Below are 23,248 nucleotides of genomic sequence, written 5' to 3' on the forward strand. Positions count from 1 at the left end.
AAACTAACATTACGAAAAATAATAATTTACTGAAATGAAAATCAAGTCAATTCTAATTTCGCAGCCCAAACCTGTTGACATTACAAAAACCCCTTATGATAACATCATAAAAAAATTCAATGTCAACATAGAATTTGAAAAATTCATCAGGTTGGAAGATGTAAGCGCATCAGAATTAAGACAAGATAAAATAAAACTTTCGGACTACACTGCCATAATACTAACAAGTCGCAACACTGTTGACCATTTCTTCCGTATCGCAAAAGAAATGCGTTATACTATTCCCGATGAACTTAAGTATTTTTGTGTTACAGAATCTACAGCTTTATACTTGCAACACTACATTCAATACAGAAAAAGAAAAATATTTTTCAGCAAGCATTCGTTTGCGGAACTTATTGCTATCATGAAAAAACATAGTAATGAAAGTTATTTTCTTCCATGTTCCAACATCAGCACCAACGAAGATCATCCTGAGATGCTTACCAATGCTAAAATTAATTTCAAGAAAGCTGTAATTTTCAGGACTGTTGCATCCGACCTTTCTCATGTCAAAATTGACAATTATGATATGCTGGTATTTTTCAGTCCTGCAGGAATAGACTCCTTGAAGTCCAATTTCCCGGATTTCAAACAGACTGAAAACGTAGTAATTGGAGGTTTCGGCGAAACAACATGTCAGGCCATCACCGATGCAGGATTCACTCTGAATTTCTCTGCTCCCACACAGACAGCACCTTCAATGACAATGGCAATAGAACAATTTCTTACTGCAGAAAACAAGAAAAACAAAAAGAAATAACATTGTTAAAGACCGAAGGATTACCGAAATCTCAAAGGCTTTTCAAAAAAAAAGCCATTATGGCCTTGTTTGAAAAAGGCAAAGGCTTCAGTTTTTATCCTTTTAGGGTCATAATAAACGTAACTAAACCCGACAACCAATGTGATGCCTTACCAAGGATTCTCGTATCAGTATCAAAAAAACGTTTTCATCATGCAATAAAACGCAACCGTATAAAACGTCTGATTCGTGAAACTTGGAGAAAAAACAAACATGAATTGTTATGTAAATGTATGGACGAAAATATTACGATCGACATAGCTCTTGTCTATACCGCAACGATAATAATGGAATATAAAGATATTGAAAAGAAAATAAAACTGCTTATTGAACGTTTACAGAACGAATGTCTCTGAAATGAAAAGACTTATAAAGATACCGGCCGACATCATGATATTGCTGATACGCATATATCAAGTGACATTATCGCCATTTTTAGGCAAATCGTGCCGTTACACGCCGACATGTTCCAATTACGGCATAGAAGCAATAAGAAAATACGGTGCTATAAAAGGCGGCTGGCTGACAATAAAAAGAATATTATCGTGTAATCCTTGGGGCGGCAGCGGCTATGACCCCGTCCCTTAATAATTTCAACAATGAAAAGAATTAAAAACATTCTCTTATTGATGATGTTGTTGCCATTGTCGATGATGGCACAAGAAAAACTCAACAATTTTGAAATATCAAAAAGTCTCGACATTTATAACAACGTATTAAAAATACTTAATCTCAATTATGTCGATGACATAAACCCTTCCGAACTCAACGAAGCTGCAATCAATGCCATGCTTGAGAGTTTAGACCCTTATACCGTTTATATTCCGGAATCCGAGATAGAAGACGTTCGACTTATGACGACAGGCGAATACGGCGGCATAGGCGCCATAATAAGCTATTACGACAATGCCGTACATATAGCAGAACCTTACGAAAACTCACCGGCTCATAAAAGCGGATTACTGCCGGGCGATATTTTGTTGGAAATAAACGGAATGGATGTCAGTAAAAAAAATACCTCCGAAGTCAGTGAACTGTTGAAAGGACAGCCGGGAACCACCGTGACCCTGAAAATAAAACGTTATGATGAAAGTATAGCCACTAAAACATTGACACGAGAGAATATCAAGGTTGACAATATTACCTATCAAAGAGTCTTCGACAATGGAATAGGTTATATAGCACTTGGAAGTTTTACTAAAGACGCAGCCAAAGAAGTAAGGGAATGTTTTCTGAAAATGAAAGAAGAACACGACCTCAAAGGCATAATCCTCGATTTGCGCGGAAATGGCGGCGGCTTGCTCAACGAGGCGATAGACATCGTCAATATCTTCGTCCCCAAAAACCAGCTTGTTGTATATACAAAAGGTAAAACTTCGCAACAGAATAAAAACTATTTCACTAAAAACGAACCTAACGATACCAACATTCCTCTTGCTATTTTAGTTAACGGTCTAAGTGCTTCGGCAAGCGAAATAGTCGCCGGATCAATTCAGGATTTCGACAGAGGTGTGATAATAGGTCAACGTACCTTCGGCAAAGGATTGGTACAAAATATATTGCACATGAACTATAACACTCAGATCAAAGTTACAGTTTCAAAGTATTATATCCCAAGTAAACGTTGTATTCAAGAAATAGATTATTCAAAAAAGAAAAACACTACAGAAAACGGCAGTACCGATACCCTTGGTCCTCAGTTTAAAACAGCTAACGGAAGAATAGTGTATGAAGGACATGGCATACAACCTGACGTAAAAATAGATATCGACAGTTTCTCTACCATAACTTCAAACCTGTATGCCAAAAATTTATTCTTCAAATACGGAAACAAGTTTTACAATGAGAATAAATCCATAGATGATCCGGAAACATTTACAGTAACTGACAATATCTATAACGATTTTATGGAATTTATTGAAAATCAGAATTTTTCTTTCGTGTCTGAAAGTGAAAAGCAAATTGAAGACTTGCGCAACACCGCTGAAGAAGAGGGTTATTTGGAAGTTATAGAATCGCAGTTGTCACAATTAGAATCAGAACTGAAAAAACACAAGGACAACGACTTGATTAACAACAGCGAAGAGATAAAAGAACTTCTCAAATATGAAATCGTTGGCAGATATTACCATCAGAAAGGAAGAATAACATCAACCATTGCCGATGATGAAGAGATACAAAGAGCTTTTGAGATTCTTCTTGACAGTAACGGCAAAAACGAATACGAAACAATATTAAAGGGCAATCAAAATAAATGAGTTACGGCAAAATTGGCACAGGATTTTATCTTCTTGGACTCATCAGTATGGCGGTATTCATTCCGTTATCAAATTATGGGATGAGTGTAACACAGTTTTACCTTCTCGCAGTATGGATTCTTGTCGGCGTTCCCATGGCTGACATCAACAAGATGTTTCCAGAAAAGAGTCTCCTGCCTCGCCTGTCGTCTCAAATTGCAGTGTCGTTCCGTTATATCGGATGCAACATCAGAGAGAGATTCAACACTTTTCTGCACAACAAAACAGCTCTTGTGCTTTCATCATTATTTCTTATTCATGTGTTAGGTTTGATACACACTGCCGATTTCGATTATGCAGCAAAAGATTTGCGTACTAAACTGCCTCTGCTTCTCTTTCCTATATTGCTATCTTCCATGAAACCGCTTACGCGCAAACAAACCGATATTGTGTTATGGTTTTACATCGCCTCCATTGTTTTCGGTGCAATTTTCAGTACAGAGAAGTATCTAAGCAAAGACTTCCTCGATGTACGGGAAATATCAGTTTTTATCAGTCACATACGATTCTGTCTAAGTATAGTTTTCAGCATTTTCATTCTTGCCTATTTCATAGTGACTAGAAAATATCATATTTCATTGAAAATCATTATGATGGCCTTAATATTATGGTTCTTATGGCTTACATTTGTTTTTGAATCTCTTATAGGTTTTGTATTGTTGACTGTCATACCTTCTTTAATAATCATATATTTCACAATAAAAAAAGGTAATACGACTGTTAAAATAATAGTTTTCTCTTTAATACTTGTAGTATTCTCAATTGGCTCATTGAAAACTTTCAAAATAATAAAAGAAAACCTTTTCCCGGGAAAAATCGATTTCTCTACATTAGATAAAACAACAAAATTGGGAAACCCATATATCCATGACACTGTAAATTTTCCGATAGAAGAAGGCAGATATTCCGGACTTTACATTTGTGAATCCGAATTAGAGGAAGAATGGGGAAAAATAAGCGATATTGATTTTAAAGATATTGATTATCAATCTATTATAAGATATTTGAATTCCAAAAACTTAAGAAAAGATGCAGAAGGCTTATCTCAACTCACAAAAGAAGATATTCAACATATTGAAAATAACATTGACAATTATAACTATATATACAATCCAGGAATAATGACAAGGCTGTCGAAAATGTTGGTTGCATATCAAAGATATAAAAAGACAAAAGACGCAAACGGCAGTTCGGAATTCCAAAGAATAGAATATATCAAAGCTTCATTAAACATCATAAAAGACAATTTAATTTTCGGTGTCGGTACCGGAGATTTGCCTGACGCTTTTGAAAATTATTATGAAGAATCTGACTCAAAACTCCTTCCACAATATAGGCACCGCTCTCATAATCAGTATCTGTCTATCACTGTAGGACTGGGAATAATAGGCTTGTTATGGTTTTTATTTACATTATTATATCCGATAATTTTCGACAAAAACTCACGTAACTTCCTTTATGTTACTTTCTTGCTTATCATGTTACTGTCGATGTTTACAGAAGACACCATAGAGTCTCAAGCCGGTGTCACATTGTTTGCATTTTTCAATTCTTTCCTGCTCTTCAACAATACAACCGACAAAAATCAGACATCTTGCCGGAGACAGAAGATACAGAAGTAAAAAAGAACGGAAAACAGATAATGATACCATCCTTCCCAAAGAAATGATACTGTCCAGAAAAGCGATGATAATTCCTTATTAACTTATCGAAAAAACAATAGATACTGCTCTTGACACTATCTCGAAGTATATCGCTAAATGTAATTTTAAGAGCTTACTAAAAAAACTTATTTTATTGACAACATATTTGTCAAAGTAACGAAGTCGTCAACAGACAGTTGCTCAGGACGTTTATCCAAAAGAGGATTACCCATCATATCAGCAGGTACAAGAGAACGCAATGAATTGCGCAAAGTCTTGCGACGTTGATTAAAAGCCTGTTTTACAACCATTGTAAAATATCTTTCATCACAATTCAAAGATTTTACCTCATTACGTCTAAGACGTATCACTGCTGATTTCACCTTGGGAGGCGGGTTAAAGACATTCTCGTTGACAGTAAAAAGATACTCTATATCATACCAAGCCTGCAGCAAGACACTTAAAATGCCGTATGTCTTACTTCCCGGGGCTGCACTGATACGTTCTGCCACTTCTTTTTGAAGCATACCGACAATCTCAATCACATTGTCACGGTATTTCAACACATGAAAGAAAATCTGACTGCTTATATTATAGGGGAAGTTGCCAATAATGGCGATATTATCTCCAAAACGATGTAAATCCGTTTTAAGGAAATCGGCATGTTCTATTGCTGTACCAAGTTCAGGAAATGCCTTTTCAAGATATACAACAGATTCATTATCAATCTCAACAACATGAAGCCTATCACCAAATTTTGGGATAAGATAACGAGTAAGTACACCCATGCCCGCACCTACTTCAACGACTTCTCCCACCTCGTCAGACAAGGCGTCAACAATATCGTGAGCAATATTCAAATCCATGAGGAAATGTTGTCCAAGTGCCTTTTTGGGTTTTACTTTACCGATATTATCTTTCATACAACCATCATTTTATACCATCACGAATCCGGCGATAATTTTTGCGTGCCTGAGCCACATAAACGCTGGCAGTATATGTATCCATCAACATCTCATAACAACGCATCGCATCATCTTTTCTGTCAAGATATTTTTCCAACACCTCAGCATCATCCATCAAAGCTTCGTCAGCAATATAACTGCCGGCATACCCCTCATAAACCTTACGGAACAAACTGTCCGCCATAGAATAATCCTGACGTGTCATTGCAATCTGCGCCTTACGGTAATACACTGCCGGGAGACTTACTTCATTAGGGTTATAAATACAAACAGAATCAAGTACTTTCTCGGCAATGTCATATTTTTTCTGATAGATATAATAATCTGCTTTTGCTATACGTCTTAATGCCACAGTATCATATTCCAAGTTATCTTTTATCAAAAGCGACAATGTCATGGCATCATTGGCAACCAACTTTGACGTAGCAGATTTCAGTATATCAAGCACAGTGACAGCCCATTGAAATTCACCTATATAATAACGAAGTCGTGCATTTTTCAGTCTTGCCTCATGTCCCAAAGGGTCATCTTTCATTGCCTTATCCACCTGACTGTACAACAAAGTAGCTTCCCATATCTCATCATTATAAAGATATATATCGGCAAGACGCATTTTCAGAATCGACTGTTCATAATTAGTGCCGCCAAGAGCTATACCTCTCTCTAAAAGAGAAACAGCATCGTCGATTCTATCAAGATGATATGCCAATATTTCAGCTTGTGCAAGCATGAGAGGACGGGTCTGCTGAAAGAATCCTATATTATCAAAAGCCTGATCTATACGTTTCGACAAAGACTCATAATACTTGACATCGTTGATATTTTCTTCTACGGCTTTCAGATATTCCAGGTTCAACAATGCCACCGCCGCCTTCAAATAGAACACTCCATCCTGATGTTTGTTGACTATATAGTTATAAGCATCGGAAGCCACCTCAAATTCCTTGTTATCCTCTGCAATACTTGCTATATAAAATATGTCGCTCTCTCTATCTCCTGTCCTGCGGTCAAGAGCCTCAGCCTGCATCAGGGCTATATCATAATCCATCATCTGCAGAGAAAACCACATCAACAATTCCGAAAACTTTATATTATCAGGATATTTCTGAGTATTGGCAAGCAAAACAGTCCTTATAATATCATTTATGGAACCGTCCATATCATACATCATCATGACACGGATACGGTTTTTCACCATATCATATTGTTTAGGAGTCTTTTCAAGGTGTCGAAGATACATCTCAGTAGCATTCTCAAAGTCGAGCATCGACTGATAGCAATATGCTCTTTCAAGATAAAACTGATAATCTATCTCCGGAATTTCAGCAGCATCCTCATAGAGCTGCAATGCGTATTTCTCCAATCCATAAGAACGCATTATTGAGGCGACTTCGGATACAGTTCTCCTTGTCTTGGGTACTTCTCTTATAAATCTTACAAAATATTTGTCTGCCTTGTCATATTCGTTACCAAGAATATAGATATTGCCAAGCAGCACTTTGGCTCTCCAATTGGAGTTATTGCCTCTCAAATAAGTTCTCAGGCTGCGTTCTGCCAGACTTAAATCCCCGTCAAGAACGAGACAGTCGATATACTGGTTAAAATATACAATTTGTTTATAATCATTGTACAATTTAAGATATATATCTTTCGCCTTATCATATTCCTTTTTATTGAACAATTCTTTTGCAAGACGTTCTTCAGTCACCTTTTGTTCCATCTTTTGAGGATTGTTGATATTAATCTGTGCTTGAACATCAATCGACAAAAAAGCGAACAGCAAAAAGAAAACAAGACAGGGCACTTTCATGGCATATCATTACTTTAAGTTCTTGACGACTTTTTTCTGTTGAGAAAATCTGTCACGAAAATAATCCAATTGAGCCTCAAGACGTTTCACGGCAGCTTCTTCATCCTTAAGATACTTGGAGATATCATTTTCGGAAAGCTTGTTGTTATCTATATCGTATTTAAGATCCGACAACTGTTGTTCGGAATATTTTATCTCATCGAGCATATCCACTCTAACCGTTTCAAACTGTTGAAGATATGACGCCAACAAATCCATTTCCTTTGATATGTTGGATTTTCTTGCCAAAGTAGTATCTATGCGATAATATTCCTTTACGAGGAAGTCAAAATCTCTCTCATACAGAGTTGAAACGCCGGATTGCACGACAGCGAGGCGTTTTTGCATCGAACTCACCTGTTTTGACGGAGTGTCGGAGCATGACAGCAGCGACAACACCGACAACAAACATAATATATTAGTCAATAATCTCAAAGCCGGTATATTTTTGGAGTGCTTTAGGAATTCTAATGCCCTCAGCACATTGGTTATTCTCAAGCAAAGCGGCCACAATACGCGGGAGAGCGAGAGCACTACCGTTAAGAGTATGCACGAAATTGATATTGCCTTCTTTATCTTTATATCTGAGTCTCATTCTGTTAGCCTGGAACGTTTCGAAATTGGAGACAGAACTTACCTCAAGCCACAGTTGCTGTGCAGCAGAATAAACCTCGAAGTCGTATGTCATTGCTGAAGTAAAACTCATGTCGCCACCGCAGAGACGAAGGACACGGAAAGGCAATTCGAGTTTACGGAGCAAGCCTGCAACATGGGCTTTCATAGCCTCAAGACGTTCGTATGAATTAGCAGGATTAGCTATTTCCACAATCTCCACCTTGTCGAACTGATGAAGACGATTCAAGCCTCGTACGGTTTTACCCCATGAACCTGCCTCACGACGGAAACAATTGGAATAAGCGACTGTTTTTATCGGCAGTTGTGCTTCTTGTACAATCTGATCACGGAATATATTGGTTACCGGCACCTCTGCAGTAGGAATAAGATACATCTTATCGAGAGGCACAGCATACATCTGAGCCTCTTTATCAGGAAGTTGACCGGTAGCATAGGCAGAAGCCTCATTGACAAGGACAGGAGGCTGCACCTCGAAATAACCATCACTGACAGCCTCATCGAGGAAGAAATTTATCAAAGCACGCTGCAGACGGGCACCTTTACCTTTATAGAAAGGGAATCCGGCTCCGGTGACTTTGTTGCCGAGTTCGAAATCGGCGAGTTGATATTTGTTAAGCAAATCCCAATGAGGCATTGCATTATCCGGCAGTTTAGGCATCTCTCCTTCCTGATGCACATTAAGATTGTCGGCAGCAGTCTTGCCACGAGGCACATCAAGATGAGGAGTATTGGGAATCTCCACAAGTTTTTCCTGAATGCTCTGTTTTATCACTGCGAGCCTGTCGGAGCACGACTTGGCTTTCTCTTTAAGCACAGCATTTCTAGCTTTCAGTTCATTAGCTTCTGATGCCTTGCCCTGTTTAAACAAATCTCCAATAATACGGGCTAAATTATTGGCTTCGGCGAGAGCCTCATCGTTTTCCTGTTGTACTCTACGACGTTCATCATCGAGTTCTAAAATCTCATCAATCAGCTCAAAACGAGTAAAGTTTTTGATACTCAGACGATTGATAACCTCTTCTTTATGTTCTCTGATATAAGATATTACTAACATAAGCGTTATATTTGTTTTGCAAAAATAATATTTAGAACCAAAAAATCGGAGTGTTTTCTAAATTTTTCTTCAAAAACACAAAAGAAGTGTCATGAAGAACAAAAAAGCCCGATTACAATGAACCGGGCTTTTCTCTGTCTCGTTATTCAAAACAATCAGTCCACTATCTCACCGCTCACGGGGATAACGGTGATATATGATCTGTTGTTTCTTTTCTTATCCTTATAAAATTTCACAACACCGTCTTTCAAAGCGAACAAAGTATGGTCTTTACCTATACCCACATTGTCACCGGGATTGTGTTTTGTACCACGTTGACGAACGATGATATTACCTGCCAAAACAGCTTGTCCGCCAAACACCTTAACTCCGAGTCGTTTGCTATGTGATTCACGACCGTTTTCGGAACTACCAACGCCTTTTTTGTGTGCCATAACTACTAATTTTTTAATTTTTTTATTCAGTAATGTTTTCAATGCGCACCTTACTCATATCCTGACGGTGGCCGGTTAATTTCTGATAACCTTTTCTTCTTTTCTTCTTGAAAACAAGAACTTTATCAGCTCTGAGATGCTGGACTATCGTAGCATCAACCTTAGCACCTTGGAGGACGGGGGTGCCAACCCTTGTGTTGCCATTATCATCAATCAACAACACCTTATCGAAAGTGATAGCGCTTTCGACTTCACCTTTCAAGCGATTGCAAAATATCTCATCACCTTTGCTTACCTTGAACTGTTGCCCTGCGATTTCTACAATTGCGTACATTCTTTAATACAATTAATCTTTACAATTTTTCGGACTGCAAAGTTAAGACTATTTTTTATACTTCTTACATTAATATGAAAAATTTTTATCAAAAAACAAATAACCATTTGATATTAAAGCTATAAATCGATTATACCATTGTCTATCAAAAAAATAAAAATGGTGTTTCATATTATTTCATATCTTAAAAACAACTGTATCTATCAACATGATACAGCATTCCTTGCTTCAAATATTGTCCAACATTAATTTATGATGAACACTACGTCATTCAACAAAAAAAAACAAAAATGTTTTTTCTCTTTAAAAAAGCGCTATATTTGCATAAAATTATCTGAAGAGTTTTGTATTTGTTATACCTATTAACATATGATAATTAACAGCAATGAATATGGTATTCTTATTGAAAATATGAAAAAAGGCGACCGCTTTTCTTTCGATATAATTTTCCGTAAGTTTTATTCACCGCTTGTCAATTATTGCAATAGGTTTGTCGATGATAGTGATGTGGCGGAAGAAATAGTGCAAGACTTTTTCGTAAAAATATGGCTTAAACACAGCACCCTGCTAATAACCACATCGTTAGAAGCTTATCTTTATAAAGGTGTATTGAACCATACATTGAATTATATTAAATTGCAAAAAATAAGAGAAAAGCACCTTAATTTTATAGGATTTAATTCCGAACCGGACAATAACAATCCATTGGAAAAATTAAAAGAAAAGGACTTGAAGTTAAGAATGGAAGAGGCATTGATAGAATTGCCTGAACGCTCGAGGAAGACTTTCGAAATGAAAAGATATGAAGGATTGAAATATCACGAGATAGCTGAAAAACTGAATATATCTTCCAAAACCGTTGAAAAAGACTTTTCCAAAGCACTCACACACCTTAGAAATGCCTTAAAAGATTTTATCGGAATGTTTTTCCTCTAAAAATAGTCGTCAAATGTTAAATTTTTGTTAAAATTGTAAAAAATGATAGGGAAAACAATATATAAAGTTGTCATAAATTTGAAATTAAGAGAAAAAAAAAGATGGTAAATGTCAACAAAAAATATAATGAACTCATAACAGACTTCTTGCATGGGAAACTAAGCAGTGAGAAGAGGAAAGAGTTTGAAATATGGTTGACTAAATCACCATACAATCAATCATATTTTGAATCTATCAAGAAGATTTGGGAATTTTCGGAACCAAAAGCCGAGAAAAAATTCGATACCGAGTCTGCCTTGCAAAAAGTCAATCGCCGCATCAAAGAAATCGAAGAGAATAACATATTTGAAACAAACAAAACAAAGAAATTCCTAAAATATTATGCTGCAATAGCATCGATTGCCGCAGTGCTGGTATTGGGATTGATATTAAGCATTTTTCTGCGTCATGATAATACAACCATATTGATGGCAGTGGCTGAATCTCAACATTTCATATTACCCGACAACACAGAAGTGACATTAGAGCCAAATGCTAAATTAACTTACAACAAAAGTTTCAACACAAGCAACAGGGATATCTTTTTTGAAGGTTCTGCACATTTCGATGTGGCAAAAAATCCAGAAAAGCCTTTCTGTATTAAAAGCGGAAGTATGATAGTAGAAGTACTCGGAACTGAATTTGACATAAATGCAGAAAAAGAATCTACAGAATATTATGTGGATTTGCATTCCGGCAAAGTAAAAATGTACTGCGTGGACGAAAAAGGTCAACAACAAGAGTTGATAACACTCATACCCGGAGAAAGAGGCACATTCAATACTAAAAACAACCGTATAGAAAGACAATATCAGTCAAGTAACAACAACATATTTGCCAGAACTACAGGAATACTTGATTTCAACAATGTTACTTTGTTAACAGTAACAGAGTCATTATCACAGGCATACGGAATTGAAATTTATCTCGATGAAAAATATAACAATTTAATACTCACTGCACGATTCGAAAATGAGACCTTGGAAAGTATCTTTGATACCATGGCAGCCATCTTCAATTTGCAAATTGTAAGAATAGGCAATACGGTAACTATAAGATAAAACAAGTTTTCAAAAATATAATGAAACTCTATCCAAATTCACTTTTTAATGCTCGCGTTTGCAGGTTTATTTTCATTTAAAATAAAAACCTGCAAACTTTTTTTAGTGTCACTCAATTATTTTTTACACATTTTTTATCATCTAATGTTTTTTTTAATAAATTAGCGGCATGAAATAATATTACACCGTAATGTCAAGAAATGAGAAAATAGACTTATTTTACAGAAGAGTTGTTGGTTATAAACCATTTGTGTTAAATTATTTCATACTTCCCATATTAATAGCCATTGTTTCCACAACAACATTAAGAGCACAGGATATCACAGACAAACAAATTTCCATATCTTTTGAAAACATCAGTGTTGACGCAGCATTAAACAGACTATATAAAGAATACTCCATAAAACTCGCTTATAGTGCATCTGATTTACAAGGTTATCAGATCAAGCATTATTCTGCCGAAAACAAAGCTGTAAAAGATGTGTTGTCTGACATTTTGGCTAACACAGGTTGTTCTTTCAAATATATTGGCAATCAAGTCGTTATTTTCAAAGACCGGAATATTACTGACAAAGAATCAAATGATGATAATAAACATGACAGTAGAAAGCCTAAAAAAGAAAAACACAAAGAGAATGACTTGCTGCAAGTGCCATTGAAAGTATCTGACACTGTATTTGTACATGATACCATTACATTTGTCCGCACTGACACAATTGTAAGAACAGATACGTTGATAAAAACAGAAACAATACGAGTAGTTGACACTGTAATAGTATATAAAAGACCCAATATCAAAAAAAGAATGGAAGATGTCAGAAGAGCTTTTATGGGAATAGATTATACTCACAACGAAAAATTTTCACTTCGTCTATCATATTCACAATATCTAACAATAATCAATATAGGGAATAATGACATTGACCATGATTATTTTGAAGAAAGCCTTGGTGCTCTTGACAAATATTCACTGCGCAACTATACAGTTGACTTAGATGGTGGCTATACTTATAAAAATTTTGATTTTACAATAGGTATTTCTTTAAATTCACTACGTCATCATTTCTCATTTTCCGACATAATAAAAGACCCCCCAACTTTCACAATAGATACCATAGACACATATTATAATATCAACAGTATTACACACGACACTACTTATTTCCACATCACCGATACAGTGATGATTTCCGGCTCGGAATTCAAATACAACACATTTAGCAATAACAATTTATTATACTTAGGATTAAATTTTGGAGTGTCATATACCTTTTTCAGGACAGAAAGATTCAACATATTCATCAAATGCAGAGGAGATTTGAATTATCTAATAAATGCAAAAGGTTCTTTTATCACTGAAAACAGCAACGATAAAATCAAAGACTTGAATATTGACGAGTTTAACAGAGTAAAATTCACATTATCAGGAAGTATAGGAGTGAAATATGCTATCAGCGAAGATTTTGACATTGTACCTGAGATATACTACAATCGTTATTTGGGAACAATAACAAAAGAACCGCTGCCCACTGCTCGCCTCGACTGCATGGGTTTAAGAATAGGATTGTATTATTATTTTTAGTCAATCATGAAGTCTTCCAAACAAATATCAACACTCTTAGCTGCGATTACGATAACATTGTGCTGTCTATCGGGAAAACTTCTCAATGCGCAAACATATAAATTTGTAGGCGGTACATTGTTAGGAGATCATCATTGGACCAAAGAATACATTTATTACGTATATTCAAACATTTACATTGAAAATATCAGTACATTATTAATAGATGCCGGAACACAAATAATCTTTGAATCATCCACCGGAATGTATGTAAATAAAGGGAAACTGCTGATAGAAGGGACAGAACAAGACACTGTTATTTTCAGTTCAGCCACTACGTTGAATTGGACAGGTATTCAAATAAAAGATGTCAATGAAGAGAATCAGGTGTCATTAAAATATGTGAAATTCCAAGATATAGAAACAGCTATCAGCATAAAAAATTCTTCCAAAATAAATATAAAAAACTGTTTCTTTGAGAACTCATACATAGAAGGCATCAATATTCTCGATTCTTACAACTGTACTGTGGAAAATTCATGGTTTTGCAACAACTATAAAGCCGTTGTTATAAACAGCAATGAAAACATTTGCAGTGACAACATCATAAGAAACAATGTCTTTAAAGAAGGACAGAATGCCATTATGGTAATAACTGACAAACTTGGCATAACTACAAGGAATATTATAGAAGATAACATTTTTGAAAATTCGGAAATCGCTATACTACTCAGCAATGCCAACAAGCCTTCAACCGGGAATAACCTAATAATAAACAATGTGATATATTCTCCAACAAATAGTACCACAACGAACAATATAGGCATTTACCTCCAGACAGACTCAGTATATGTCGAGAACAACATCTTTTGGAATTTAGGAAATGCCATTGAATTTAAAGACAATATATATTGCGAAATAACAAAGAACACATTTTATGAGAATAATCTATGTTTTTACGATATCAATACACAAAAATCCGCTATCATAAAAGACAACACTTTTCATCTTAATGTCACAATAACTAATTTTTCAACTTATAATAATGTTCAGTTTACAAACAACAACTTCCTACTATTTGAATCAGCAAAACCGACATTTATTAACAATTTAGAAAATAACATAAACCTTTCCAATAATTATTGGGGCACCACAAACACCTTAACAATAGAAGAAGCTATTATTGATTACAACGATGACATGAATTTAGGAAAAATAATTTACATGCCACTTTTAGACAGTCACAATATAAATGCTCCTATTTCAGCACCTAAAAAAGTCACGAAACAATTCACCGGTGAAGGTGTACTCGTCAAATGGGAAAGCAATAAAGAAAGTGATTTCAACAGTTATAACATTTATCATGACAATTTCAACAATTACAGATACGACAATGTAATAAAAAACATAACAGATACTATCATTTATATACAGGGATTGACATTGGATTGTGACATTGCAGTAACAGGATGTGATAATCAATATAATACGAAATATTACGAGGTATCACCGCATGAAAGTGCATATAGCATAGCCACAGCAAAGCCATTCGCCGGATTTGATGACACCATTTGCGAATCAATTGGTTATATATCGCTAACACAAGCCAATGTTCCATCATTATTTTCAAAAATACACTGGGAAACATCCGGAAGCGGCACATTCAGCGACAGTTTGACGTTACAACCCGATTATTTCCCGTCTGAAGAAGATTTCACGAATGGAGAAGTAACCCTGACGCTATTTGTGGACAAAGCAGAAAACAGCGGAAGTGACGAAAGCGACGAAATAACACTATATCTTAAAAAGACACCTATGGTATATGTTTCTGAAAACAATTTCAGTCTTTACGGTGAACCTGTCATGATAAGCAACGTTTACAGTATGTATCAAGATTCCATAGAATGGGAAACTTTCGGTGACGGCTACTTCGACGACATACATAAACTGCATCCCGTATATTATTACGGAGAACATGACTCTACAAACAAGAAAATAACCATGGCAATTCACGTGTATTCGCAATGCGGAAGACACTCTGATACGACTAATTATACTCTCATCAATGCATATAATCTTGAAGGTACAGTATCATATAAAAACACAAAATCGGAGAATGCATTGGTTATTGCCGCCAACATCACAAACGGAGCGATAGAAAGAATGTACAAGACAAGCACTGACGGAGAAGGCAAGTTTATATTCAACAAATTACATGAGGGCAATTATCTTTTATATGCCATACCAGATACCATAAACGAACAAGGAGCACCTGTATATTATGCTGCTAAAAACAGTTGGAAATATGCCAACAAAATAAAACTCGACGGCAATATTTACGATGTGGATATAGAATTATCATCTCCAATATCGCAAATGTTGAAAGGAACAGGCTCCATATCAGGTCAATTTGAATATCCTTCCACCCTATTTCGTGATACCTTATTTTATTGCAATGATTGGTATGACAGAGACAGCACACAAATGTATTGTGACGGAGGATTGTCAAATGCAACAATAATGTTGTACAATTCTACAGAGAAGTATCTCTTGGACTATAAATTGACAGATTATAAAGGATACTTCAAATTCGACAGTTTGCCATTCGGATCCTATTATGTAATATCCGACATGCCAAGATATACGACCAGTACACCATATAAATTAATATTGACAGAACAAAATCCTGAGATTGAAGGACTTGTATTTGAGATAAACAATGATATCATTACAATGAGATATAACAATGAAGCAGCAGAAAATAATGTTACAAAAACTTCTATATATCCCAATCCGTGCGACATGAATTTTAATATAGAGTTCTCCAATATCAGCAGCAATGACATACTCTTTATTGAGATTTACAATATTTTAGGCGAAAAAGTACATCATCAAACTATAAAAGGCGAAAAAAAATCAAGTATTGGCACATCACATCTTCCGACCGGAATATATTCAGTAAAAATTTTGTCAAAAGATAATAATATGACAATCAAAAACTTAATCATAAGTCATTAGGATTAGTGATTATTTTAAGTTTCCATAATTTCATTATTGTCGATAATATTGCTATCTTTGCAGCATAGTATATTGAATGAACAAATGATTATCTTTTTTGAAACTAAGCAAAATACAATCATTGCGGTAGATAGCATTGAGCGTCAATCTGAAAAGGATCTGAAAAAACTTATATGGCTTTTTGATGAAGCCAAGAAAACGGATGAAGATTTTGTTGAAGGACATTTCTTCGGACCAAGACGTGAAATGATAACGCCTTGGAGCACTAATGCCGTCGAGATAACTCAGAACATGGGTATCAAAGGTATCAAGAGAATTGAGGAATTTACTCGTGTTGCACACGATGACAACAGTTATGACCCTATGTTGCAATCTAAATATGACATATTGGATCAGAAAGTATTTTTCATTAACAGGAAACCTGAGCCCATACAGCATATCACCGACATCGAAGACTATAACCGCAAGGAAGGGCTTGCATTAAGTGAAGAAGAAATCTCTTATTTACAAGAAGTCAGCACTAAGATTGGCAGGGCATTGACAGACAGTGAAGTATATGGGTTTGCACAAGTCAACTCAGAACATTGTCGGCACAAGATTTTCAATGGTAAATTTATAATTGACGGCAAAGAAATGCCTGAGACATTATTCGCCTTAATAAAGAAAACGTCCAAGGAAAATCACAACAGACTCATCTCGGCATATAAAGACAATGTCGCATTTATTATGGGTCCAAAGATAGAGCAGTTTGCCCCTTCCACGCAACATCAAGCAGATTATTTCAGAATCAAAGAAATAGACACTGTTATTTCTTTAAAAGCAGAGACACATAATTTCCCCACCACGGTAGAACCTTTCAACGGAGCATCGACAGGCAGTGGAGGAGAAATAAGAGATCGTCTTGCCGGAGGACGTGGCAGCATTCCGTTGGCTGGCACTGCTGTTTATATGACTTCATATCCTCGCAATAACGAAGATAAAAAATGGGAAAACTCTTTTAATGAACGTAAATGGTTGTATCAAAGTCCGTCAGACATTATGATAAAGGCATCTAACGGTGCTTCAGATTTCGGCAACAAATTCGGACAGCCTCTTATCAATGGCAGTCTGTTGACTTTTGAACACAGTGAAGGTCAAAATTTCGGATATGACAAAGTCATAATGCTTGCCGGCGGCATAGGCTTTGCAAAACAAGACGACAGCATAAAAGAGGAACCGGAACCGGGTGACATTATCGTGGTATTAGGTGGTGACAACTACCGTATAGGCATGGGCGGCGGCGCCGTATCGAGCGTTGACACCGGACAATACAGCAATGCCATAGAACTCAACGCAGTACAACGTGCCAACCCTGAGATGCAAAAACGTGTATCCAATGTAATCCGTGCCATGGTAGAAAACGACAGCAACCCAATACGTTCCATACATGACCATGGCGCCGGCGGACATCTCAACTGTCTATCTGAACTTGTGGATAAAAGCGGCGGCATAATCAATGTTGACACTCTGCCTATTGGAGACCCTACCCTTTCAGACAAAGAGATAATTGGAAATGAATCACAGGAGAGAATGGGACTTCTCGTAAACAACAGAGACATAGACATCATAAAAAAGACAGCAATACGCGAAAGAGCACCTTATTATTTGGTAGGTGAAGCCACCGGCGACCAAAGATTACGTTTTGTCCGTAAAAACGGAGAGAATCCCATAGACCTCAGTTTATCGGACTTTTTCGGCAGTGCTCCAAAGACAATTATGACAGACACAGAAAAACCATATAAATTCACGCCTGTACAATATAACAACGATGATTTTGAAAAATATCTCAAACAAGTACTACAGATAGAGGCAGTATCCTGCAAAGATTGGCTTACCAACAAAGTTGACCGTTCAGTAACTGGAAGAGTAGCATTGCAACAGTGTGCAGGTGCCATACAGTTACCACTCAACAATCTGGGTATCATGGCATTAGACTATCAAGGCGTTAAAGGTATAGGCACTGCTCTAGGTCATGCTCCTGTTGCAGGTCTTGTCAATCCAGAAAATGGCTCCCGTCTGTCTGTGGCCGAAGCATTGACAAATTTGCTATGGGCTCCTATAGAACAGCGGCTTCAAGGAGTGTCTTTAAGTGCCAACTGGATGTGGCCGGCCAAGAATACCGGTGAAAATGCTCGGTTGTATCATGCAGTGAAAGCTATAAGCGACTTCTGTATTGCCTTGAATATCAACATACCTACAGGTAAAGACTCTCTCTCCATGACTCAAAAATATCCTGACGGACAAAAAGTATTGTCTCCTGGTACTGTGATTGTATCTGCTGTCGGAGAAGTAAGCGATATACGCAAAGCCGTAAAACCTGTCATGATACAAGATAAAGACAGTGAGTTAATATACATAGACTTCTCAAAAGACAATTATCAGCTTGGAGGAAGCAGCTTTGCCCAAACCATAAACATAATAGGTGATAAAGCATCTGATGTCAAAGATCCGGAATATTTCAAGAAATGTTTCAACAGCATACAAGAACTTATAGAACAAGAATTGATACTTGCAGGACATGATATTTCCGCCGGAGGACTGATAACGACATTGTTAGAGATGAACTTTGCCAATTGCGAATACGGAATGGACATAGACCTCAGTGCTTTTGACTATGATCTCGTATCCATGGCTTTCAGCGAGCAACCTGCTGTTATCATCCAAATTAAAGATACAAAAGCAAAACAAATACTTGAAAATAACGGCATAAAATATCATATAATAGGAAAACCCATTGAGAAACGGATGATAAGACTCAAAAAAGACGACATCTTATATCAATTAGATATCAATGAATTACGAGATATTTGGTATAAGAGTTCCTATCTTATGGATATAAAACAGAGTGGAATGCAGAAGGCGAAAGAACGTTTCATAAACTACAAGAAACAGGATTTAAGATTCAACTTCGGAGAGTTCACGGGCAAAGCCGCTGATCTGGGAATAGATATGCATAGGCGCACACCATCCGGCATCAAAGCCGCCATTATCAGAGAAAAAGGCGTCAATGGAGACAGAGAGATGGCCTACGCATTATATTTAGCCGGTTTCGACGTCAAGGACATACACACCACTGACCTAATAAGCGGTAAAGAAGACCTTAACGACGTCAACATGATAGTTTTCGTTGGAGGATTTTCCAACTCAGACGTATTAGGTTCTGCAAAAGGATGGGCGGGTGCTTTATTATTCAACGAAAAAGCCCGTAAAGCAATAGAAAACTTCTATTCTCGCCCTGATACCATGAGTCTCGGCGTATGCAACGGCTGCCAGCTTATGACAGAGCTGCATCTCATTTATCCTGAACATGAAGAACATATAAAAATGTTGCATAACGACTCCCATAAATTTGAATCTGCATTTATCAATGTTGAAATATTATGCAGCAACAGTATCATGTTATCGACATTAGCCGGGCGTCGTCTCGGAGTATGGGTATCACATGGAGAAGGGAAATTCAACTTCCCATATTACAAGGACAAATACAACATTGCCATGACATACAGTTTCGATGAATATCCCGGCAACCCTAACGGAAGCAACTGGGATGTAGCTGCTGTATGCTCCAATGACGGACGTCATCTTGCCATGATGCCTCACCTTGAGAGAGCATTTCTACCTTGGCAATGGGCATTCTATCCACAAAACAGAAAAAATGATGAAGTAAGCCCTTGGATCGAGACTTTCATCAATGCTAAAAACTGGATAAAAAACACAAAACAGACTGATTATGGGAAAGAACTTTAAAGGATCAACACCAATACTTACAGACGTTCCAAAAAGACTATTTGACTTGGTGTCGCATTTTGCTCAGAAATACAGTTACAAGGACTGTATGTTTGCCGGAAAAGAAAATGGCAAGTGGGTAAAATATGATGGAAAAAAATTCTGCGAGTTGACCGATTATGTTTGTTATGGTCTCTTGAAAATAGGAATACAGAAAGGTGACCGCATCATCATCGCCGCTAACAACTGTCCTGAATGGAACATCTTAGATTTCGCAATTCAAAAAGTCGGTGCAATATGTATCCCCGTCTATCCTACCATCAGTCATGATGACTATGAATATATTTTCAAACATTCTGAGGCAAAAGCAATTTTCGTCGGAAGCAAGTTGTTATACAGCAAGATAAAAGACATAATCAACAATGTGAAAATTGAATGTGTCTTTTCTATACAAAAGATAGAAGGAATACAACACTTCAGCGAACTCTTAGAATTAGGAAGAGCCAATGCAGATTATGAATTGTTGAAGAATATATCGGAAGGCATAGATACCAACGATGTGGCTACAATAATATATACTTCCGGAACCATGGGGACTCCAAAAGGAGTTATGCTGTCCCACCGCAATATCTTGTCGGTAGTAGAATATCTTTGTCCGTTATATCCTATAGATGAGTCTCATGATGCGCTAAGCTATCTTCCATTGTCGCACATTTACGAAAGAACAGTACAATATTGCCGCATATATCTCGGAGTATCAATATATTATGCAGAAAGTATAGGCGCCATTGTTGACAATCTCAAAGAAATAAAACCTCAACATTTTTCATCAGTACCTCGTCTTATAGAAAAAATTTACTCCACAATATTACGAAAAGGAAGCAAACTCAAAGGTTTAAAGAGAATAATATTCTTCTGGTCAGTGAATCTTGCCGGACGTTATGATGAAACCGGACGCAACAATGGATTGTTTTACCTTATGAAATTAAGAATTGCCGATAAACTCGTCTTCAAAGAATGGCGTAAGGCTTTGGGAAACAACCTGCAGCTTATCATAACCGGAGGTGCAGCCATCAATCCTAAACTCGTAAAGACATTTTCTGCAATAGGTATTCCACTGAGTGAAGGTTATGGATTGACAGAAACATCCCCGGTGATATGCACCAACAGTATGGTAACCGGCAAATTAAAAGCCGGTACTGTAGGTGAAGTGCTTAAAAACCAGGAGATTAAAATAGGTGATAACAACGAGATATTAGTCAAAGGTCCTAATGTGATGCTTGGCTATTACAAGGCTGAAGACATGACTCGTGAAGCTATTGATGAAGACGGCTTCTTTCATACAGGCGATGTGGGTACAATAGACGAAGACAACATGTTGCATATTACCGGACGTATCAAAGAGATATTTAAAACTTCTATGGGGAAATATGTCAGTCCTGCATTGATAGAGAACAAATTGACAGAGTCGCAATTCATCAATCAAGTGATGGTCGTCGGCGAAGGTCAGAAATTTGCAGCCGCTCTCATAGTACCTAACTTCGAACATGTACGTTCATGGTGTAATATAAAAGGTGTTGAATATACCACTGACGAACAGATGGTCAAAGAAAAAATCATCATCGACCGTTTCCGCAAAGAAGTTGACAAATACAACAAGACTTTGGGTGATTTTGAACAAATCAAAAAATTGGAACTCTTGCCTAAAGAATGGAATATAGATGACGGTTATATGACAGCAAGTTTAAAACTGCGCCGTACACGTATCATTAAAGATTTCGGTGACATAATAGAAAAAATTTATGCAGAATAAGAATTATGCATTAATTTGAAAATCATCTCTCTGTAAAGTTCTTTTTGTGAGGAAGAGACGTTATTATAACCTTTGGATTTAAGGTCAAACTCGCGCAATACTTCTATGCATCTGCAACAATCCGAGAGAGAATAACGATTTGCTGCATTAAGGTAATCATTGACGAAAAACGGACTGACTCCCAAAAGAGAAGCAAGCGTACTTCTACTTTTATCATTAGAACAATGCAGTTTCATCAGTTTGGTAAAATAACCAAACAATACCGAAACAGTTACAATGATAGGATTATCGTTTATATTATCACCGAAATAATTGACAATCTGTACTGCTTTGACAAGGTTGCCCGTGCCAATGGCGCTTTGCAATTCAAAAATATTGAAATCTTTAGATATGCCAATATTATATTCAACATCAGCATCATCAATATTTTTTTTCTTAGGCAAGGCCAAAATCAGTTTTTCAAGTTCATTACGTATCTTATGCAAATCGTTTCCAATAAAATCAACTATCATCTGACATGCTTTAGGTGTTATGGAATATTTTCTTTCTTTCAGATAATCCATCACCCATTCAGGTATCTTATTATCATACAGTTTCTTGGATTCAAACAAGACTCCCATTTTATCTACCTGTTTTGCAAACGATTTACGTTTGTCTAATTTCTTATATTTATAATCGAGAACAAGTATCGTAGTCGGAGGAAACACCGGCAAATAATCCACAAGAGCATCAATATCTTTTACATTTTGAGCCTCCTTGACGATGACAAGCAAAACATCTCCCATCATCGGAAAAGCTCGAGCCTGATTGACAATATCATGGACATTGACATCCAAACCATAAAGCACCACAAGATTAAAAGTCTTCTGTACTTCATCGAGCACAGTATTCTCAAGAGCATCACTTATAGTATCAATAAAATAAGGCTCTTCTCCTGTAAGCAGATATATTGGCTTGTATCTTCTGTTCCCAATGTCGGACATTATCTGTTCGTATGTCATA

18 protein-coding genes are annotated in these 23,248 nt (G+C 36.6%); 11 read left to right on the forward strand and 7 right to left on the reverse strand.

What is annotated here, in order from left to right; all coding sequences use genetic code 11:
* The first annotated feature begins 34 nt into the window (after positions 1–34).
* Genes ACZOVS_RS06405 through ACZOVS_RS06425 form a run of 5 tightly spaced genes read left to right on the forward strand, consistent with a single transcriptional unit; the run spans position 35 to position 4,760 of the window.
* On the forward strand, positions 35–802 hold the full coding sequence (locus ACZOVS_RS06405) for a uroporphyrinogen-III synthase (protein WP_483996404.1): 768 nt from the start codon (positions 35–37) through the stop codon (positions 800–802).
* A 59-nt stretch (positions 803–861) separates the two neighbouring features.
* Complete coding sequence (gene rnpA, locus ACZOVS_RS06410) at positions 862–1,197, forward strand: ribonuclease P protein component (RefSeq protein ID WP_483996405.1); 336 nt, start codon at positions 862–864, stop codon at positions 1,195–1,197.
* Between the two features lies 1 nt (position 1,198).
* Entirely contained in the window at positions 1,199–1,429 is a 231-nt protein-coding gene (gene yidD, locus ACZOVS_RS06415; RefSeq protein WP_483996406.1) for a membrane protein insertion efficiency factor YidD, read from the forward strand.
* Between the two features lie 11 nt (positions 1,430–1,440).
* Entirely contained in the window at positions 1,441–3,099 is a 1,659-nt protein-coding gene (locus ACZOVS_RS06420) for a S41 family peptidase (RefSeq protein ID WP_483996407.1), read from the forward strand.
* A complete protein-coding gene (locus ACZOVS_RS06425; RefSeq protein WP_483996408.1) occupies positions 3,096–4,760 on the forward strand; it encodes an O-antigen ligase family protein in 1,665 nt (554 codons plus the stop codon). The genes ACZOVS_RS06420 and ACZOVS_RS06425 overlap by 4 nt, the downstream gene beginning before the upstream one ends.
* A 167-nt stretch (positions 4,761–4,927) precedes the next feature.
* On the opposite strand, the gene rsmA is transcribed toward ACZOVS_RS06425, so the two are convergent.
* From rsmA to rplU, 6 genes are all read right to left on the reverse strand, one after another.
* Positions 4,928–5,692, reverse strand: coding sequence for a 16S rRNA (adenine(1518)-N(6)/adenine(1519)-N(6))-dimethyltransferase RsmA (rsmA, locus tag ACZOVS_RS06430; protein WP_483996436.1), 765 nt, complete (start codon positions 5,690–5,692; stop codon positions 4,928–4,930).
* 19 nt (positions 5,693–5,711) lie between these two features.
* Complete coding sequence (locus tag ACZOVS_RS06435) at positions 5,712–7,556, reverse strand: tetratricopeptide repeat protein (protein ID WP_483996409.1); 1,845 nt, start codon at positions 7,554–7,556, stop codon at positions 5,712–5,714.
* Between the two features lie 9 nt (positions 7,557–7,565).
* Complete coding sequence (locus ACZOVS_RS06440) at positions 7,566–8,030, reverse strand: hypothetical protein (RefSeq protein ID WP_483996410.1); 465 nt, start codon at positions 8,028–8,030, stop codon at positions 7,566–7,568.
* Positions 8,014–9,285: a serine--tRNA ligase gene (serS, locus tag ACZOVS_RS06445; protein ID WP_483996411.1), complete on the reverse strand. Its 1,272-nt coding sequence runs from the start codon at positions 9,283–9,285 to the stop codon at positions 8,014–8,016. The genes ACZOVS_RS06440 and serS overlap by 17 nt, the downstream gene beginning before the upstream one ends.
* A 155-nt stretch (positions 9,286–9,440) precedes the next feature.
* The gene (rpmA, locus tag ACZOVS_RS06450) at positions 9,441–9,719 is read right to left on the reverse strand and encodes a 50S ribosomal protein L27 (RefSeq protein WP_483996412.1); all 279 of its coding nucleotides are present in this window, start codon (positions 9,717–9,719) and stop codon (positions 9,441–9,443) included.
* Positions 9,720–9,741: 22 nt separating this feature from the next.
* Complete coding sequence (gene rplU / locus ACZOVS_RS06455) at positions 9,742–10,053, reverse strand: 50S ribosomal protein L21 (RefSeq protein ID WP_483996413.1); 312 nt, start codon at positions 10,051–10,053, stop codon at positions 9,742–9,744.
* A 369-nt stretch (positions 10,054–10,422) separates the two neighbouring features.
* On the opposite strand from rplU, the gene ACZOVS_RS06460 reads away from it, so the two are divergent.
* The 6 genes from ACZOVS_RS06460 to ACZOVS_RS06485 all read left to right on the forward strand — a co-directional run bounded on the left by ACZOVS_RS06460 (position 10,423) and on the right by ACZOVS_RS06485 (position 22,246).
* Positions 10,423–10,989: an RNA polymerase sigma-70 factor gene (locus ACZOVS_RS06460; protein WP_483996414.1), complete on the forward strand. Its 567-nt coding sequence runs from the start codon at positions 10,423–10,425 to the stop codon at positions 10,987–10,989.
* A 101-nt stretch (positions 10,990–11,090) separates the two neighbouring features.
* Complete coding sequence (locus tag ACZOVS_RS06465; protein ID WP_483996415.1) at positions 11,091–12,089, forward strand: FecR family protein; 999 nt, start codon at positions 11,091–11,093, stop codon at positions 12,087–12,089.
* A gap of 190 nt (positions 12,090–12,279) precedes the next feature.
* On the forward strand, positions 12,280–13,671 hold the full coding sequence (locus ACZOVS_RS06470) for an STN domain-containing protein (protein WP_483996416.1): 1,392 nt from the start codon (positions 12,280–12,282) through the stop codon (positions 13,669–13,671).
* A 6-nt stretch (positions 13,672–13,677) separates the two neighbouring features.
* Positions 13,678–16,668: a T9SS type A sorting domain-containing protein gene (locus ACZOVS_RS06475; RefSeq protein ID WP_483996417.1), complete on the forward strand. Its 2,991-nt coding sequence runs from the start codon at positions 13,678–13,680 to the stop codon at positions 16,666–16,668.
* 84 nt (positions 16,669–16,752) lie between these two features.
* A complete protein-coding gene (gene purL / locus ACZOVS_RS06480) occupies positions 16,753–20,454 on the forward strand; it encodes a phosphoribosylformylglycinamidine synthase (protein ID WP_483996418.1) in 3,702 nt (1,233 codons plus the stop codon).
* Positions 20,438–22,246, forward strand: a complete 1,809-nt coding sequence (locus tag ACZOVS_RS06485; protein WP_483996419.1) for an AMP-dependent synthetase/ligase — start codon at positions 20,438–20,440, stop codon at positions 22,244–22,246. Before purL ends, ACZOVS_RS06485 begins: the two co-directional genes overlap by 17 nt.
* Here ACZOVS_RS06485 and holA read toward each other — a convergent pair.
* Positions 22,234–23,247: a DNA polymerase III subunit delta gene (gene holA, locus ACZOVS_RS06490; RefSeq protein ID WP_483996420.1), complete on the reverse strand. Its 1,014-nt coding sequence runs from the start codon at positions 23,245–23,247 to the stop codon at positions 22,234–22,236. The two genes, ACZOVS_RS06485 and holA, sit on opposite strands and share 13 nt — an antisense overlap.
* Position 23,248: the final 1 nt, after the last annotated feature.

Source organism: Candidatus Limimorpha avicola (assembly GCF_056978975.1).